Source organism: Mycolicibacterium hippocampi, assembly GCF_010723735.1.
Classification (GTDB): domain Bacteria; phylum Actinomycetota; class Actinomycetes; order Mycobacteriales; family Mycobacteriaceae; genus Mycobacterium; species Mycobacterium hippocampi.
On record NZ_BLLB01000002.1, the window covers coordinates 2,461,337 to 2,475,942 of the forward strand.

Genomic DNA, 14,606 nt, shown 5'->3' on the forward strand with positions numbered 1-14,606 from the left:
ACCCCGATCCCTCCGCGAGCAGACACAAAGTCGCACACTTTCGACCCGATCGGCGCGAGTTTGTGTCTGCTCGCGTAAGTGCGCAGTGTCATGCACCCACCCTTTCCGGAGCGGCGAGCATCGACGCGTACGGATCGAACGGGCAGCCGCCATCGAGGTGTGCCTCGTACTCGTCGCGAAAGTATTCGATGGAAGACACGATCGGGCTGGCCGCGCCGTCGCCCAGGGCGCAGAACGACTTGCCGAGGATGCTGTCGGAGATGTCGAGGAGCTTGTTGATGTCGGCCGGGGTCCCGGTACCGTCCTCGAGCCGCTGGTAGATCTGCGCCAGCCAATAGGTGCCCTCGCGGCACGGGGTGCACTTGCCGCACGATTCGTGCGCGTAGAACTGCGTCCAGCGCCGCACCGCCCGCACCACGCAGGTGGTTTCGTCGAAAATCTGCAGCGCCTTGGTGCCGAGCATCGACCCGACGCCGGCCATTCCCTCGTAATCCAGTGGCGCGTCGAGGTGTTCGGCTGTCAGCAGCGGTGTCGAGGATCCGCCCGGTGTCCAGAACTTCAAGGTGTGTCCGGCCCGGACACCGCCGGCGTAGTCGAGCAGTTCGCGCAGCGTGATCCCCAGCGGGGCCTCGTACTGGCCGGGTGTGGTGACGTGCCCCGACAGCGAGTACAGCGTGAAACCGGGCGACTTCTCCGAACCCATCGAGCGGAACCAGTCGATCCCGTTGAGCAGGATGGGTGGCACGCTGGCGATCGACTCCACGTTGTTGACCACCGTCGGGCACGCGTACAGGCCCGCCACCGCGGGGAACGGCGGCCGCAGCCTGGGCTGACCGCGTCTGCCCTCCAGCGAGTCAAGCAGGGCGGTCTCCTCGCCGCAGATGTAGGCACCCGCACCGGCGTGCACGACGAGGTCGAGATCGAACCCGGAACCGTGGATGTCGGTACCCAGGTGGCCCGCGGCGTAGGCTTCGGCGACCGCGGCCTGCAGCCGCCGCAGTACCGGGAGAACCTCCCCGCGCAGGTAGATGAACGCGTGGTGCGCCCGGATCGCGTACGCCGCGATGATCGCCCCCTCCACCAGGAAGTGCGGGGTCGTCATCATCAGCGGAATGTCTTTGCACGTGCCGGGTTCGGACTCGTCGGCGTTGATCACCAGGTAGTGGGGCTTGGCCGCGGCGCCCTCATCGCCCTGCGGGATGAACGACCACTTGGTGCCGGTGGGGAACCCGGCGCCGCCACGGCCCCGGAGCCCGGAGTCCTTGACCATCGTGATGACATCGTCGGGGCTCATGGCCAGAGCCCGGTCCAGGGCCTGATAACCGTCATGGCGACGGTAGGTGTCCAGCGACCAGGGCTGCGGCTCGTCCCAGAACCGGCTGAGCACGGGAGTCAGTGGCGTCATCTACGAATCCGTCGCCTTCGGGTCGGTTTCGGGTGTCGACGGCCCGGCCGGAACATCGGCCGAAGGCGCCGGCGCGGGCTCGTCCCTGGCGGACTCGGCTGCATGGGCTTCGTCGTCGCCGGCGGTTTGCCCTTCGCGGGTGGTCACCGCCTCCGATCCGGACGAGTCCGGCGCCGGCGCAGCCATGTCGTGTCGGTGAGCGAATCGCAGCCCGGCCAGGCTGGCGTCGCCGGGCAGCGAACCGTCGGCCTCGCGGTCGGCGGCCGGCAGCCCGGCAAGGACTCTCGCGGTGTCGCGGAAGGTGCACAACGACGCTCCGCGTGTGGGTTTCGGGAGCTCACCGCTGCGCAGCGCGTCGACGAGATCGCGGGCCGAGTGCGGCGTCTGGTTGTCGAAGAACTCCCAGTTGACCATCACGACCGGCGCGTAGTCGCAGGCGGCGTTGCACTCGACGTGTTCGAGGGTGACCTTGCCGTCCGCGGTCGTCTGACCCGCGTCCACCCCGAGGTGCTCCTGCAGGGTGTCGAGAATGGCATCGCCGCCCATGATCGCGCACAACGTGTTCGTGCAGACACCGACCAGGTAATCGCCGGTGGGGGTACGTCGGTACATCGAGTAGAAGGTCGCCACCGCGGTCACCTCGGCCGGGGACAAGCCCAATTGCTCGGCACAGAAGGCGATTCCAGCCGGTGTCAGGCAGCCGTCCTCGGACTGGGTCAGGTGCAGCAGCGGAAGCAGGGCCGAGCGTGACTGCGGGTAGCGCGCAATGATCACCGCGGCGTCGGCCGCGAGCCGGGATGCGACGTCTGCGGGGTAACTCGCCGTCCCGTGGATCGGCGGTCCGGGTTCGTCGGGCCGTTGCCCGAGCTCGAGGAAGACGCCCGTCACCTGTCGACCCCGCCCATCACCGGGTCGATCGACGCCACCGCGGCGATCGCGTCGGCGACCATGCCGCCCTCGCACATCGCCGCCACCGCTTGCAGGTTCGTGAACGACGGGTCGCGGTAGTGCACCCGGTACGGGCGGGTGCCACCGTCGGACACCATGTGCACCCCGAGCTCGCCGCGGGGTGATTCGACGGCGACGTAGACCTGGCCGGCGGGCACCCGGATCCCTTCGGTCACCAGCTTGAAGTGGTGGATCAGGCCCTCCATCGAGTGCCCCATGATCTTGGCGATGTGCTCGGGTGAATTGCCGAGCCCGTCGGGCCCCAGCGTCAGATCGGCGGGCCAGGCGAGCTTCTTGTCCTCGATCATCACGGGTTGACCGGCGAGCTTCTCCAGCCTCTCGACGCACTGCTCGACGATCTTGATCGACTCACGCATCTCCTTGACCCGGATCAGATAGCGGCCATAGGAGTCACAGCGGTCGTCGGTGATGACGTCGAAGTCGTATGTCTGGTAACCGCAATAGGGTTGCGACTTGCGTAGATCGTGCGGCAGACCGGTGGAGCGCAGTATCGGGCCGGTGATCCCGAGCGCCATGCACCCGGTCAGGTCCAGATAGCCGATGCCCAGGGTGCGGGCCTTCCAGATGTAGTTCTCGTTGAGCAGGTCCTCCAGGTCGCGCAGCCGTGTCGGCAGCAGCTCCAGCAGGTCCCTGACCTGGGTGAGCCCGTCGTCGGGCAGGTCGACGGCGACGCCCCCGGGCCGCACGTAGGCATGGTTCATCCGCAGGCCGGTGATGGACTCGAACACCGACAGGATCAGTTCGCGTTCCCGGAAGCCGAGGAACATCGCCGACATGGCCCCGAGCTCCATGCCGCCGGTGGCCAGGGCGACCAGGTGGCTCGAGATCCGGTTCAGTTCCATCAGCATCACCCGGATCACCGACGCGCGCTCGGGGATCTCGTCGGTGACATCGAGGAGCTTCTCCACGCCGAGGCAGTAGGCCGTCTCGTTGAAAAACGGTGACAGGTAGTCCATCCGGGTCACGAACGTCACGCCCTGGGTCCAGTTCCGGAACTCCAGGTTCTTCTCGATACCGGTGTGCAGATAGCCGATCCCGCACCGGGCCTCGACGATGGTCTCGCCCTCGATCTCGAGGATGAGGCGCAGCACCCCGTGCGTCGACGGGTGCTGCGGGCCCATGTTGACGACGATGCGCTCCCCGGCATGCTCGGCGGCGTTCTGCCTCGCGGCGATGACGACCTCTTCCCAGTCCTGGCCGCCGACGACGACCACCCGTTCAGCCGGGCTGGGAATGCTCTGTGATGTGGTCATCAGCGATAGGCCCTCCGTTCGTCGGGCGGGGGGATCTGGGCACCGTGGTACTCCACCGGGATCCCGCCGAGCGGGTAGTCCTTGCGCTGCGGGTGGCCGACCCAGTCATCGGGCATCTCGATGCGGGTCAGCGACGGGTGGCCGTCGAAGATGATGCCGAAGAAGTCGTAGGTTTCGCGTTCGTGCCAGTCGGTGGTCGGATACACCCGGAACAGCGACGGGATGTGGGGGTCGGCGTCGGGGGCTGCCACCTCGACACAGATGCGCCGGTTGTGGGTGATCGACATCAGAGGATAAACCGCGTGCAGCTCACGGCCGGTGTCCTCGGGGTAGTGCACCCCGCTGACGCCCAGGCACAACTCGAACCGCAGGCCCGCGTCGTCGCGCAGCGCCTGAGCCACCGCGGGGAGGTGCTCGCGTCGGACCTCCAGCGTCAGCTGGTCACGGAACACCACCACCCGCTCGATCGCGGCAGCGAACGCCTCGTCCCCGAGCGTGGCGACCAACGTGTCGACGACGTCGTCGAAGTAGCCGCCGTAGGGCCGCGGTGAACCGCCGGGCAGTGCCACCGGCCGCACGAGGCGGCCGTAGCCGGAGGTGTCCCCGGTGCCCGCGGCACCGAACATGCCGCGTTGCACCCCGATGACCTCGGGTGGCGAATCCCCGTCTTCGGCGCTCATTACCGCAACAGACCTTTCAGTTCGATCGTCGGCTGAATCGCCAGCGCGGCCTGTTCAGCCTCCCGAATCGCCTCCTCGCGGTTCACGCCGAGCGGCATCTGCTGGATCTTGTCGTGCAGTTTGAGGATCGCGTGCAGCAGCATCTCCGGTCGGGGCGGGCAGCCGGGCAGATAGATGTCCACCGGAACGACGTGATCGACCCCCTGGACCACCGCGTAGTTGTTGAACATGCCGCCGGACGACGCGCACACCCCCATTGCCAGCACCCATTTCGGCTCGGCCATCTGGTCGTAGATCTGCCGCAGCACCGGCGCCATCTTCTGGCTGACGCGCCCGGCGACGATCATCAGGTCGGCCTGGCGCGGCGTCGCCGAGAACCGCTCCATGCCGAAACGTGAGATGTCGAAGCGTGGCCCGGCGGTGGCCATCATCTCGATCGCGCAGCACGCCAGGCCGAAGGTCGCGGGCCACAGTGACCCTTTCCGCACATAACCGGCGACCTTCTCGACCGTCGAGAGCAGGATCCCGCCCGGTAGCTTTTCCTCTAGTCCCATGCCAGACCTCCCCGTCTCCACTCGTAGGCGTACGCCACCGAGACGTTGAACAAGAACAGCGCCACCGCGATCACACCGAAGGCGCCCAGGCTGTCGAACGCCACCGCCCACGGGTAGAGGAAGACGATCTCGATGTCGAACACGATGAACAACATCGCCGTCAAGTAGTACTTGATCGGGAAGCGCTGCGCGGTCGCGGCCACGGCAGGATCGGAGACGTCCATGGGCTCGATCCCGCACTCGTACGCCTCGAGCTTGGAGTGGTTGTAGCGCCTCGGCCCGACCAGCAGCGCGATGCCCACCGAGCCGACGGCGAACACGGCAGCGATCGCGCCAAGCACCAGGATCGGCGTGTACAAATTCATGCTGCGCAGGCGCTCCTCGGGGCTGTCGATGTGAGCTGACCCACAGCCTAACCATGTTTTGGATGCAAGCCACACATTTTGGTTAGTATCGCTATTGGCGCCGTTCGGCGATGTCGCTTTGCCGCGAAAATGCAAGCGCGACAAGTAATTCCGTGTTGGATCAGGTCACATGGCGGTGCGGAGCAGCGACACGACCGCGTCGCCCAGTCGGATCGGGTCGATCGGATGGGGGACCGCGGCCTCGGCGCGGGACCAGCGGGCCAGCCACGCATCGTCGGGTCGGCCCGTCAGGACCAGCACCGGCGGACACGGATCGATCTCGTCCTTGAGCTGTTTGGCGATGCCCATTCCGCCGACGGGGCTGGCCTCGCCGTCGAGGATCACCAGATCGAAGCCGCCCTCGTCCATCTGCCTGATCACCATCGCGGCGGTGGCGACCTCGACGTAGCTGAGTTCGGGAAGTTCGGGGTGCACCCGCTTACCCAGCGCGAGGCGCACCTGTTCCCTGGTCCTCGGGTTGTCGCTGTAGACCAGGATGCGCAGGGTCACCGTGGGCGCAGCCATGCCCGCGATGGTAGCCCCGCGGCGCGGTGACGGCACCGAAAACGCCTGCCTGATCGGCGAGTCGGTGCTCAGCGGCCGGCGGCCAGCAGCGCGGCGATCTCCGCCGGGTCGAAGTACTCGTCGATGCTGCTGATCAGGCCGTCGGAGTCCAGCTTGATCACGATGCACACCCGCATGGCGATCGACGTGTCCGCATGGCCGTTGGCGTGCAGGATGTGCTGCTGGACGAAGCCGCCGTCGAAGAACTGGCGGTCGAGGATCTGGTAGCGCCGGTCGACGGTGGCGTTGACGAACCAGGCGATGATCCGCACCGACCTGGCGCGGTCGCTGGGTCGCTCGTCTCCGGTCTTCCACACTGCCACCTCGGGGCTGAACAGCTGTTCCACCATGGCGATGTCGCTGCGTTCGATCGCGTCGAACAGCCGGTCGGCGACGTCGGCGGTGGTGCGCAGATCGGTTTCAGACATCCTGTTGACCTCAACTTCGGTTCAGGTTGAACACTGGTGTGCATGGACCAGACGCCCACACTCTCCCGATTCGACGAGTTCTACAAGAACCAGACGCCGCCGTGGGTGATCGGCGAGCCGCAACCGGTGATCGTCGACCTGGCCGCCGCGGGCGCCATCAGCGGCCGGGTGCTCGATGTCGGGTGCGGTACCGGCGAGCACACGATCCTGCTGGCTCGCGGCGGCGTCGACGTGCTCGGCATCGACGGCGCACCCACAGCCGTCGAGCAGGCCAGGCGCAACGCCGCGGACCAGGGTGTGGACGCCCGCTTCGAGGTCGCCGACGCGCTGCGCCTCGCCGACTCGCCCGGCTACGACACGATCATCGACAGCGCGCTGTTCCACATCTTCGACGACGGTGACCGCGCGACGTACGTGCGCAGTCTGCACGCCGCAACCCGACCCGGTGCGGCCGTGTTCGTGCTCGCGTTGTCCGACGCCGGGCGCGGGTTCGGGCCCGAGGTCAGCGAGGCGACCATCCGGGACGCGTTCGGTGCGGGGTGGGAGATCGAGGACCTGGCCGCGACCACCTACCGCGGTCTCGTCACCGAGGTGCACGCCGAGCAACTGGGTCTGGCCGTCGGCAGCCGAGTCGACGAGCCGGCCTGGCTGGCCCGGATCCGCCGGCAGTAACGCCTGCCTCATCCCGGGGAATCGTATCCGGGGTGTGCGAGGGACAACCGGTGTCGCACCAGCAGTCTCAGCACTGCCATCACCTCGTCACCCCGGTCATCCAATCGGCCTGCGCGGATGGCGTCCGACAGCGCGGTCTCGTCGGGGAACCCCAGGCCCGCCAACGCCTCAGCCACCTCACCCGCCGTCTCGTCGCGCAGTTCACGCTCGACGATCCGCAGCACGTTGGCTGCGACGCGGGCGTGGAAACCGACCTGCCCGTCACAGGCGCTGCGGACCTCGTCGTCGAGGAAGTCGGCGACTGCGGCGACGAGCTCGGCGGCGGTGGGTCGCCCGGAGAATGCATTCATCGCGGTCCCCCTCCGGACAGCAGATCCAATATGTCCCATTCGGTTTCGCTGACCCGACGGCCGATCGCGGCGAGCTCGACAGAGCGCTGCTCGCCGGACAGGTGCCGTTCGGCCTGGTGCCTGCAGATAACGCCCCACCGTAACGTCGCCACGGTCAGCCACCACCGGAACGCGTCGCGGTCCACCGCCGTCCCCGCCGCCTGCTCATAGGCCCGCAGGAACGTCTCCACGCTGCCGAGGCCACCGGCGCCGAGCGTCACCGGCGCGCCGAACCGCCACGCCCGGATGCAGAACCACGCCAGATCCTCATACACCTCCCCGATGTGGGTCAGCTCCCAGTCCAGCACCGCGGCCAGTCCGGATTCGTCGACGATCAGGTTGCCCATCCGGAAGTCGCCGTGCACCAACCGCATCGGCGACGGATCCGGGCGCCGGTCGGCGAGCCGACGGAACGCCCACTCGAAAGTGGCCGTGGTGTCGCCGATCTCGTCGAGCCGGGTACGCCAGTCCGCGAGGTCGTCGGGGGCGGTCAACCCGATCCCGTCCGGATCGGCGCGGTGGATCGCCGCCAGTGCCGCGGCGCACTGTTCGAGCAGCCGGGATCTGCCCTCCTCGTCGAGCCCGCGCAAGATGCGTCGCACGATGGTCTCGCCTGCCACCGCGTCGCAGATCAGGTACGGATTGCCCAGGGCGGCAGGCGAGTTGTCGGCCGTCAGGATGTGGGGGACCGGTGCGCCCGCGGCGGCAGCCCGCTGCTGCACCAGGGCCTCCAGTTCCATGCCCGCATGGATGTCGTCACCGGCGCCGGTGCGCAGGATGAGGGCACGCCGTCGGTCGGGGTGCGCAGCGGTGAACGCCCAGGTGATCCTGGACGCGCCGCCGGTCAGCGGTTGCAGGTCCTCGACGCTGACCTCACCGAGTACCGGCGCCAGCACCTGCTCGAGAGCGCGCGCCAGCGTATCGCTCATCGGTGCTCTTTTCTCTTCGGGCAAGCGCTCATCGGCGCCCGAACCCAAACAGCCGTTGCGCGACCCTGCGGATCTGTATCTCCTCGGCGCCTTCGGTGATCCGATAGCGGCGGTGGTGCCGGTAGATGTGCTCGAACGGTTCATGCCTGCTGTAACCCACACCGCCGAACACCTGCATCGCGCGGTCCGCGGCCTCACACACCAGGCGGTTGGCACGATAGTTGGCCATCGATACCTTGTCCGAGACCTCCATGTGGTGGTTGCGGTCGAGTTCGGATGCGGCGAACCGCACCAGCAACCGCACCATCTGTGCCTCTGTCTGCAGCTCCACCAACGGCCACTGCACCGCCTGGTTGACCGCCAGCGGCTTCCCGAACACCGAGCGTTCCCCGGCGTAGGCGACGGCCCGGTCGATGCAGTACTGCGCAGCCCCGAGGCTGCTCGCCGCCTGACGGATCCGATTCTCGTGCAGGAACGTCTGCCCGACCTCCAGGCCGCGGTCCACCTCCCCGAGGATCGCCTCGGCGGGCACCCGGACGTTGTCCAGCACCACCTCGCCGTGATCGGTGGGCATGTTGAACGTCCACCAGTAGTACGGGACCGAGAAGCCCGGGGCATCGGTCGGCACCAGGAATGCGCTGATGCCCCGGGCCTGACCCGCTTCGCCCGATGTGCGGGCGAACACCAGGTCATGGGTGGCGCGATGGACACCGGTGTTGAACCGCTTGGCGCCGTTGATGATCCATTCGCCACCGTCCTGCACTGCGGTGGTCTCCAGCCAGGTGGCATCAGATCCGTGGTTGGGTTCGGTGAGCCCGAACGCCATCGACCGCTCGCCGGTGATCAGGGCATCGGTCCACTCTTTCTTCTGAGCTTCGGTGCCGAACCGGTACATCATGATCACCTGGGGGAAGTTGCCGACGATCGAGGACTCGTCCTGCAGGTCGTTGTGCAGCCCGAGCCCCTTGTGAGCCAGGTGTTCCCGGATGACCGCCATGTCAATGTTGCTGCCGTTCCGGCCGCCGAACCGGGACGGCAGCCCGTACCGCAGCCACCCCGCGTTGTCGGCACGCCTGCGCATCTCGCCGAGCAGGTCTTCCCACTCCCGCCGCGGGATCCCGCCGTTGTCCCAGTCGGTGCGGGCATGCTCACGACGGTGGTCGAAGTACTGGATGTGTTCGCGTTCCAGTGGTTTGATCTCGGCCTCGATGAACGCGTCCATCTCGGTGAGCAACCCGGGAAGGTGGTCCGGAAGGCTGAAATCCACAGTGATCTCCTTTGTCGCGGTCTTTGTTGGCGGCGGTGCTAGAACCCGTACAGCGTCTTCTTCCAGATGCGTGACAGCGTGGTGACGGCGTCCTCGTCGCCGATGTCGATGCCGAGACCCGACGTGCCGACGAAGACGGTGGTGAAGTTCTCGAACAGCAGCGCTATCGCGGCGGCGGTGTACTCCGGGTTCAGCTCGCCACCGTAGCCCTGCTCCTGCGCGCGCTGCACCGAGGCGGCGACGATGTCGACACCGAAGCGACGGAACTCGTTCTGGACGGCGGCGAAGCGCGGCTTGGTGGACGCCAGTTGCGCCACCGCGATCATGATCCCGATGTTCTGCTTGAACATCGTCCAGTAGCCGGACACCACCGCGGTGAAGAAGGCGTCGTCATCGGGGGAGTCGGGCAGCTTCAGGCTCAGCCCCGACGGTGTCACCACTTCTCGCAGGAAGGACTCGGCCAGGGCGGCGAGAAGATCTTCCTTGTCGGCGAAATAGCGGTAGAACGCCCCAGGGGACTTGCCCGCTGCCGAGGTGATGTCGCTCAGGGTGGTGCCGTGAAACCCGCGTTCGGCGAACAGTTTCCGGGCGGCCTGCTCGAGGGCCAGCCGGGTTTGACGGCCTTTTGCGCTCAACGTGGCTGACGGTCCGGGCGCCACGTCCGCTAACCCAGGATCCGGTCACCGGCGCGCAACAGTGCGCCGGGCAGTTCGTGCCCGACAGCGTTCTGCGCGACCTCGGCCGCGGCGATCGCCTTCTCCAGGTCGACGTCCACGTCGACACCGCTGTCGCGCAACAGGTACACCAGGTCTTCGGTGGCGATGTTGCCGCTGGCGCCGGGGGCGAACGGGCAGCCGCCGAGCCCGCCGACGGATGCATCCAGCCGGGTGACACCGGCGCCGACTGCGGCGTATGCACTGGCCAGGCCGGTCCCTCGGGTGTTGTGGAAGTGCGCGCCCAGGGGCAGTTCTGCACTTGCCGGATGGACGAGGTCGATCAGCTCGCTGACCCGGCGGGGGGTGGCGGTGCCGATGGTGTCGGCGATCGCGAGCCGGTCGGCCCCGGCGTCGGTGGCGGCGGCCACGATGTCGACGACCCGTGTCGGCGGCGTCGGCCCGTCGAACGGGCAGTCCCACGCGGTGGCGATGATGACCTCGACGCTCACGCCACTGTCATGGGCGATCGCCACGATCTCGGCGATCTGGGCGGTCGCCTGCGCCGACGTGCGACCCACGTTGGCACGGCTGTGCCCGTCGGCTGCTGAAACCACGAACTCGATGGAGCGCAGTCCGGCGGCGATGGCGCGTTTGGCGCCGTTGGGACTGGCGACCAGCGCGGAGAACTCGATATCGGCGAAGTTGTGCAGTTCCGCGGCCAGTTCGGCGGCGTCGGCCAGCGCAGGCACCTTGGAGGGGGAGACGAAGGCCGTCGCCTCCATCTCCCGCACGCCGGTGGCTGCGATCGCCGCGAGCAGGTCGAGCTTCGCCGACAGCGGAATCGGGTCTTCGATCTGCAGCCCGTCGCGCAGCGAAACGTCACGGATGTCGACATGTGTCGGCAGTGCGGTCATATGACGCCCTCCTCCCGTAGCTTGCCCAGCTCGGCTTCGCTCATACCGAGCAGGCCGCGGTAGATCTCGTCGTTGTGCTGGCCGGGGCGGGCCGATCCGGCATGGCGGATGGTGCCCGGGGTCTCGGACAGCACGGGAACCACGCCGGGCCCCTTCACATTCCGCCCGATCCGGTCGTCCCAGTGGTCGGCGATCATGCCGCGGGCCTGCAGCTGGGGGTCCTCGACGACCTCGGCGACGGTGTTGATGGGGCCGCTGATCACCCCGGCTTCCGAGAGCGTCGAGATGATGTCGGCGGGCTGGCGTTCAGCGGCCCACGATCCGATGATCTTGTCGAGTTCGTCCTGGTTACGTCCTCGCGCAACATGATTGGCGAAACGTTCGTCAACCGCGAGTTCGGGCCGGCCCATGGCTCCGCACAGCCGGCGGAAGACGGTGTCCTGGTTCGCCGCGATCACCACCCAGCTGCCGTCCGCCGCCGGGTAGATGTTCGAGGGGGCGATGCCCTCCAGACGGGTACCGGACGGGCCCCGTACCACCCCGCCGACGTCGTAGTCGGGGATCGTGGACTCCTGCACCGCCAGACAGGATTCGGTCAGCGCCGCGTCGACCACCTGGCCCTGTCCGGTCACCGAGCGGCGGTACAGCGCGGCCAACGCCCCCTGCGCGGCGAACATCCCGGCCAGACTGTCACCCAGCGACAGCGCCAGCCGTGGGGGAGGGCCGCCCGGAAACCCGTTCATGTGCCGCAGCCCACTGGCGGCCTCGGCGACAGAGGCATAACCGGCCTTGTGCGCCTCCGGCCCGGTCTGGCCGTACCCGGACACCCGCACCAGGATGATTCCGCGATTGCGTTCGCGCAGCACCTCGTAGCCCAGCCCCCATTTCTCCAGGGTGCCGGGCCGGAAGTTCTCGACGATGACGTCGCTGCGCTCCACGAGCTCGAGGAACAGATCCCGCCCCGTGCTCTCCCGCAGGTTGAGGGTGACCGCTTTCTTGTTGCGCGCGTGGACCGTCCAGAAGAAGTGGTGCCCGTCGAGCTCGGCCTGTCCCCAGGTGCGCAGCGGGTCCGGTGACCCGGGCGGTTCGACCTTGATGACCTCGGCGCCCATGTCCCCGAGGAGACGACCTGCAAACGGCCCCGAGATCAACGTTCCCACCTCGATGACGCGGATTCCGTCGAGCGGCCCGGTCGGCGGGGCGGCTGCCGTCATCGGGGTACCGCGAAGTCGTGGCGGACCAGCCAGTCGGTCACGACGCCGACGGCCTGGCGCAGCTTGCCCCGCTGGTCGGCGCCGGCGTAGTAGTGGTTCGCGCCGGGGATCTCGTACATCTCCTTGTCGGGATGGCCGATCGCGGTGAAGATCCGGCGGGTGTGGCTCGGTGTGCACGCGTCGTCGGCGAGGTTTCCGATGACCAGCGCGGGCACCGCGATGTCGGGGCCGCACTTGACTGCGTCGCCGTTGGCGTCGTCGTAACTCCACTGCGACAGCCAGCTGCGTAGCGTGCAGAACCGCGCGAGACCCACCGGGCTCATGTTCACCACCTCAGGATCACCCAGATAGCAGGTTCCCGGGGTGCGTTCGTTGGGATCGACGGCGGGGTCCAGCCAGCGCGGGTCGGCCATGGTGCCGTGCACGACGAACGCGAACTCCTCGACGTCCGCGCCGGGGCGCCCGCTGGCTCTGATCTCGGCGAGTTTGTCCTTGGCCCACCGGGTGATTCGGCGGTTGCGGGCAATCTGCGCCCGGTGATAGCGCTCCAGGAAGGCGGCCGTGTACGGCGGCTGGTTGGGATTGTCGGGGTTGTAGAGATCCAGCTCGGGATCCCGCTTGGCGGGATCGTTCTCATCGAGGATCGAGGCGTCCATCCACTCGGTCATGGTGCCGTGCCTGCTGATATGGGCCGCCAGCAGCATGATGCCGTCGGCGGGGATCAGCCCGAGTGTGGTCAGGTCAGGGCCGTCGCCGGACGGGCTCGCGGTCACCGTGGGGTGCTGGGCCTGCTGCTGGTAGAAGACCGACAGCGAGCCGCCGCCGCTCCAGCCGGCGAGCACCACCTTCGAGTAGCCGAGCCGGTTCTTGGCGTCCTTGATGCACTCGCCGAGATCTTCGACGACCTTCTCCATCAGCAACGCCGAGTCGGTGCCCCGGAACCGGCTGTTGCAGTAGATGACGTGGTGACCGGCGCGGGCCAGTGCGTTGATCATCGGCAGGTAGGCGCCACCACCGATGGGGTGCATGAACACCAGCACGGTGTCGGAAGGCACCGCCTTCGGTTTGAGGAGGTAACTCTCCAGCACCACCAATTCGGCCACGCCACCGTAGACGTCGCGGACGGTCGAATTGTTCTGATACGCAACCAGATAGGGAATGCGATCGTATTCGTACCGGACCGGTGTCTGCTGGCTCTGCATCAGTGCTGCCCGAGGTCGTTGGCCAGGATCTCCGCCGAGGGGACCAGCCGCCGACGAGTGTCGATCGCGATCACCCGCCAGTCCACGGACTGGAAGTCGTCGAACTTACGGCGTGCCCTCTCGCGGGCCTTCTCCGGCGCACCATGATGGACCCCCTGGGGCGCATGCGAGATGAGCCCCGGCGGCATCGCGATCCCGTAGAGCGATCCACCGTGGAAGAAAGCGATCTCGTCGAAGTCGACGTTGCGGTGATACCAGGGCGTGCGTTCGGTGCCCGGTACCCCTTCGGCGGGCTTGGGCAGGAAGTTCATGATGTACACCCCGGTGGCCTGCATGAACAGGTGCACCGTGGGGGGTAGGTGCACGCTGTCAGAGGTGACCACGTTGTAGTCGTCGATGTTGAAGGTGAACGCGAAGTTGTCGCCACGCCACCCCTCGACATCGAGCGGATGGTGTGGGTAGTACAGGGTTGTGGTGCCGACACCGTCGACGGGTGAGTGCACCAGCCGTACCTCGTACTCGTCGCGGCCGTCGTCGTCGCACGGCTGCGGTTCGGGGATGACCGCCTGCGACGGGTCGAACGGGAAGTGACGTCCGAGCTGACCGGGCGGCGGCACCCGGAACTCGTCGGTGGCCTGGATCATCAGCCAGGTGCACTGGTCGTCCGGCACGTGCCGCCACGTACAGGCCTTCGGCAGATACAGCCAGTCGCCTTGGCGATAGCGCAGTGGTCCGAACTCGGTCTCGACGAGCCCGGAGCCCTCGTGAACAAAGCACAGCAGGTCCCCGTCGATGTGACGCACGAAGTGCGGCATCGGCGAGGCGCGCCGGGACAGCAATACCTCACAGTCGGCATTGGAGAACATCAGCAGGGGACCTCCCTGCGCGTCGGTGGCATCCGCGGGCTTGAGTTCGCTCGACAGCACGTCCAGCGGCCGCAGCGGGCCGACGGTGCGGTACGCCGTGGGGTCGTGGCGGCGGTAGAGGTTGGCAGTGCGGCCGGTGAAGCCGCCGCGGCCGAGTTCATCGTCTTTGAGCCCGTTGAGGTCGGCGTGCAGCCGTCGGGGCGTGACCCCTTTGCGTAGGTGCACGAACGACTCCATGGT

Annotated in this window: 17 protein-coding genes; 1 reads left to right on the forward strand and 16 read right to left on the reverse strand. The window is 67.5% G+C overall.

Annotation, left to right across the window (positions count from 1 at the left end):
* Nucleotides 1-88: 88 nt before the first annotated feature.
* The 8 genes from nuoF to G6N53_RS12995 form a co-directional block, all read right to left on the reverse strand.
* Nucleotides 89-1,405 carry an NADH-quinone oxidoreductase subunit NuoF gene (gene nuoF / locus G6N53_RS12960; RefSeq protein ID WP_163888864.1) on the reverse strand — a complete coding sequence of 439 codons (1,317 nt, stop codon included), beginning with the start codon at nucleotides 1,403-1,405 and terminating at the stop codon, nucleotides 89-91.
* Nucleotides 1,406-2,293, reverse strand: a complete 888-nt coding sequence (gene nuoE, locus G6N53_RS12965) for an NADH-quinone oxidoreductase subunit NuoE (protein WP_163888867.1) — start codon at nucleotides 2,291-2,293, stop codon at nucleotides 1,406-1,408.
* A complete protein-coding gene (nuoD, locus tag G6N53_RS12970; RefSeq protein WP_163888869.1) occupies nucleotides 2,290-3,627 on the reverse strand; it encodes an NADH dehydrogenase (quinone) subunit D in 1,338 nt (445 codons plus the stop codon). Before nuoD ends, nuoE begins: the two co-directional genes overlap by 4 nt.
* Nucleotides 3,627-4,307 (reverse strand): NADH-quinone oxidoreductase subunit C, encoded by a 681-nt coding sequence (locus tag G6N53_RS12975; protein WP_163888871.1) that lies wholly within the window; start codon nucleotides 4,305-4,307, stop codon nucleotides 3,627-3,629. The genes nuoD and G6N53_RS12975 overlap by 1 nt, the downstream gene beginning before the upstream one ends.
* Nucleotides 4,307-4,861 (reverse strand): NuoB/complex I 20 kDa subunit family protein, encoded by a 555-nt coding sequence (locus G6N53_RS12980; RefSeq protein WP_163888873.1) that lies wholly within the window; start codon nucleotides 4,859-4,861, stop codon nucleotides 4,307-4,309. The genes G6N53_RS12975 and G6N53_RS12980 overlap by 1 nt, the downstream gene beginning before the upstream one ends.
* Nucleotides 4,852-5,226 carry an NADH-quinone oxidoreductase subunit A gene (locus G6N53_RS12985; RefSeq protein WP_163888875.1) on the reverse strand — a complete coding sequence of 125 codons (375 nt, stop codon included), beginning with the start codon at nucleotides 5,224-5,226 and terminating at the stop codon, nucleotides 4,852-4,854. The genes G6N53_RS12980 and G6N53_RS12985 overlap by 10 nt, the downstream gene beginning before the upstream one ends.
* A gap of 165 nt (nucleotides 5,227-5,391) precedes the next feature.
* Nucleotides 5,392-5,790 (reverse strand): Rv3143 family two-component system response regulator, encoded by a 399-nt coding sequence (locus G6N53_RS12990; protein WP_163888877.1) that lies wholly within the window; start codon nucleotides 5,788-5,790, stop codon nucleotides 5,392-5,394.
* A 68-nt stretch (nucleotides 5,791-5,858) separates the two neighbouring features.
* Nucleotides 5,859-6,257 carry a nuclear transport factor 2 family protein gene (locus G6N53_RS12995; protein ID WP_205390375.1) on the reverse strand — a complete coding sequence of 133 codons (399 nt, stop codon included), beginning with the start codon at nucleotides 6,255-6,257 and terminating at the stop codon, nucleotides 5,859-5,861.
* A gap of 42 nt (nucleotides 6,258-6,299) precedes the next feature.
* On the opposite strand from G6N53_RS12995, the gene G6N53_RS13000 reads away from it, so the two are divergent.
* Entirely contained in the window at nucleotides 6,300-6,929 is a 630-nt protein-coding gene (locus G6N53_RS13000) for a class I SAM-dependent methyltransferase (RefSeq protein ID WP_163888879.1), read from the forward strand.
* A gap of 8 nt (nucleotides 6,930-6,937) precedes the next feature.
* Here the strand turns inward: G6N53_RS13000 and G6N53_RS13005 are convergent, their stop codons facing one another.
* Genes G6N53_RS13005 through G6N53_RS13040 form a run of 8 tightly spaced genes read right to left on the reverse strand, consistent with a single transcriptional unit; the run spans nucleotide 6,938 to nucleotide 14,603 of the window.
* Nucleotides 6,938-7,279: a DUF6285 domain-containing protein gene (locus G6N53_RS13005; RefSeq protein ID WP_163888881.1), complete on the reverse strand. Its 342-nt coding sequence runs from the start codon at nucleotides 7,277-7,279 to the stop codon at nucleotides 6,938-6,940.
* On the reverse strand, nucleotides 7,276-8,247 hold the full coding sequence (locus tag G6N53_RS13010; protein WP_163888883.1) for a phosphotransferase family protein: 972 nt from the start codon (nucleotides 8,245-8,247) through the stop codon (nucleotides 7,276-7,278). Before G6N53_RS13010 ends, G6N53_RS13005 begins: the two co-directional genes overlap by 4 nt.
* A gap of 28 nt (nucleotides 8,248-8,275) precedes the next feature.
* A complete protein-coding gene (locus G6N53_RS13015; RefSeq protein ID WP_163888885.1) occupies nucleotides 8,276-9,514 on the reverse strand; it encodes an acyl-CoA dehydrogenase family protein in 1,239 nt (412 codons plus the stop codon).
* A 38-nt stretch (nucleotides 9,515-9,552) separates the two neighbouring features.
* Nucleotides 9,553-10,173, reverse strand: coding sequence for a TetR/AcrR family transcriptional regulator (locus G6N53_RS13020; RefSeq protein ID WP_163888887.1), 621 nt, complete (start codon nucleotides 10,171-10,173; stop codon nucleotides 9,553-9,555).
* 5 nt (nucleotides 10,174-10,178) lie between these two features.
* Complete coding sequence (locus tag G6N53_RS13025) at nucleotides 10,179-11,084, reverse strand: hydroxymethylglutaryl-CoA lyase (protein ID WP_163888890.1); 906 nt, start codon at nucleotides 11,082-11,084, stop codon at nucleotides 10,179-10,181.
* Nucleotides 11,081-12,298, reverse strand: coding sequence for a CaiB/BaiF CoA transferase family protein (locus G6N53_RS13030; RefSeq protein ID WP_163888892.1), 1,218 nt, complete (start codon nucleotides 12,296-12,298; stop codon nucleotides 11,081-11,083). The genes G6N53_RS13025 and G6N53_RS13030 overlap by 4 nt, the downstream gene beginning before the upstream one ends.
* On the reverse strand, nucleotides 12,295-13,500 hold the full coding sequence (locus G6N53_RS13035) for an alpha/beta hydrolase family protein (protein WP_163888894.1): 1,206 nt from the start codon (nucleotides 13,498-13,500) through the stop codon (nucleotides 12,295-12,297). Before G6N53_RS13035 ends, G6N53_RS13030 begins: the two co-directional genes overlap by 4 nt.
* The gene (locus tag G6N53_RS13040; RefSeq protein ID WP_163888895.1) at nucleotides 13,500-14,603 is read right to left on the reverse strand and encodes a homogentisate 1,2-dioxygenase; all 1,104 of its coding nucleotides are present in this window, start codon (nucleotides 14,601-14,603) and stop codon (nucleotides 13,500-13,502) included. Before G6N53_RS13040 ends, G6N53_RS13035 begins: the two co-directional genes overlap by 1 nt.
* Nucleotides 14,604-14,606: the final 3 nt, after the last annotated feature.

Coding starts and splice junctions, on each gene's coding strand:
- nuoF (WP_163888864.1), bottom strand. CDS start 1,405: ATGACGCCACTGACTCCCGTGCTCAGCCGGTTCTGGGACGAGCCGCAG.
- nuoD (WP_163888869.1), bottom strand. CDS start 3,627: ATGACCACATCACAGAGCATTCCCAGCCCGGCTGAACGGGTGGTCGTC.
- G6N53_RS12975 (WP_163888871.1), bottom strand. CDS start 4,307: ATGAGCGCCGAAGACGGGGATTCGCCACCCGAGGTCATCGGGGTGCAA.
- G6N53_RS12980 (WP_163888873.1), bottom strand. CDS start 4,861: ATGGGACTAGAGGAAAAGCTACCGGGCGGGATCCTGCTCTCGACGGTC.
- G6N53_RS12985 (WP_163888875.1), bottom strand. CDS start 5,226: ATGAATTTGTACACGCCGATCCTGGTGCTTGGCGCGATCGCTGCCGTG.
- G6N53_RS12990 (WP_163888877.1), bottom strand. CDS start 5,790: ATGGCTGCGCCCACGGTGACCCTGCGCATCCTGGTCTACAGCGACAAC.
- G6N53_RS12995 (WP_205390375.1), bottom strand. CDS start 6,257: ATGTCTGAAACCGATCTGCGCACCACCGCCGACGTCGCCGACCGGCTG.
- G6N53_RS13000 (WP_163888879.1), top strand. CDS start 6,300: ATGGACCAGACGCCCACACTCTCCCGATTCGACGAGTTCTACAAGAAC.
- G6N53_RS13005 (WP_163888881.1), bottom strand. CDS start 7,279: ATGAATGCATTCTCCGGGCGACCCACCGCCGCCGAGCTCGTCGCCGCA.
- G6N53_RS13010 (WP_163888883.1), bottom strand. CDS start 8,247: ATGAGCGATACGCTGGCGCGCGCTCTCGAGCAGGTGCTGGCGCCGGTA.
- G6N53_RS13025 (WP_163888890.1), bottom strand. CDS start 11,084: ATGACCGCACTGCCGACACATGTCGACATCCGTGACGTTTCGCTGCGC.
- G6N53_RS13030 (WP_163888892.1), bottom strand. CDS start 12,298: ATGACGGCAGCCGCCCCGCCGACCGGGCCGCTCGACGGAATCCGCGTC.
- G6N53_RS13035 (WP_163888894.1), bottom strand. CDS start 13,500: ATGCAGAGCCAGCAGACACCGGTCCGGTACGAATACGATCGCATTCCC.
- G6N53_RS13040 (WP_163888895.1), bottom strand. CDS start 14,603: ATGGAGTCGTTCGTGCACCTACGCAAAGGGGTCACGCCCCGACGGCTG.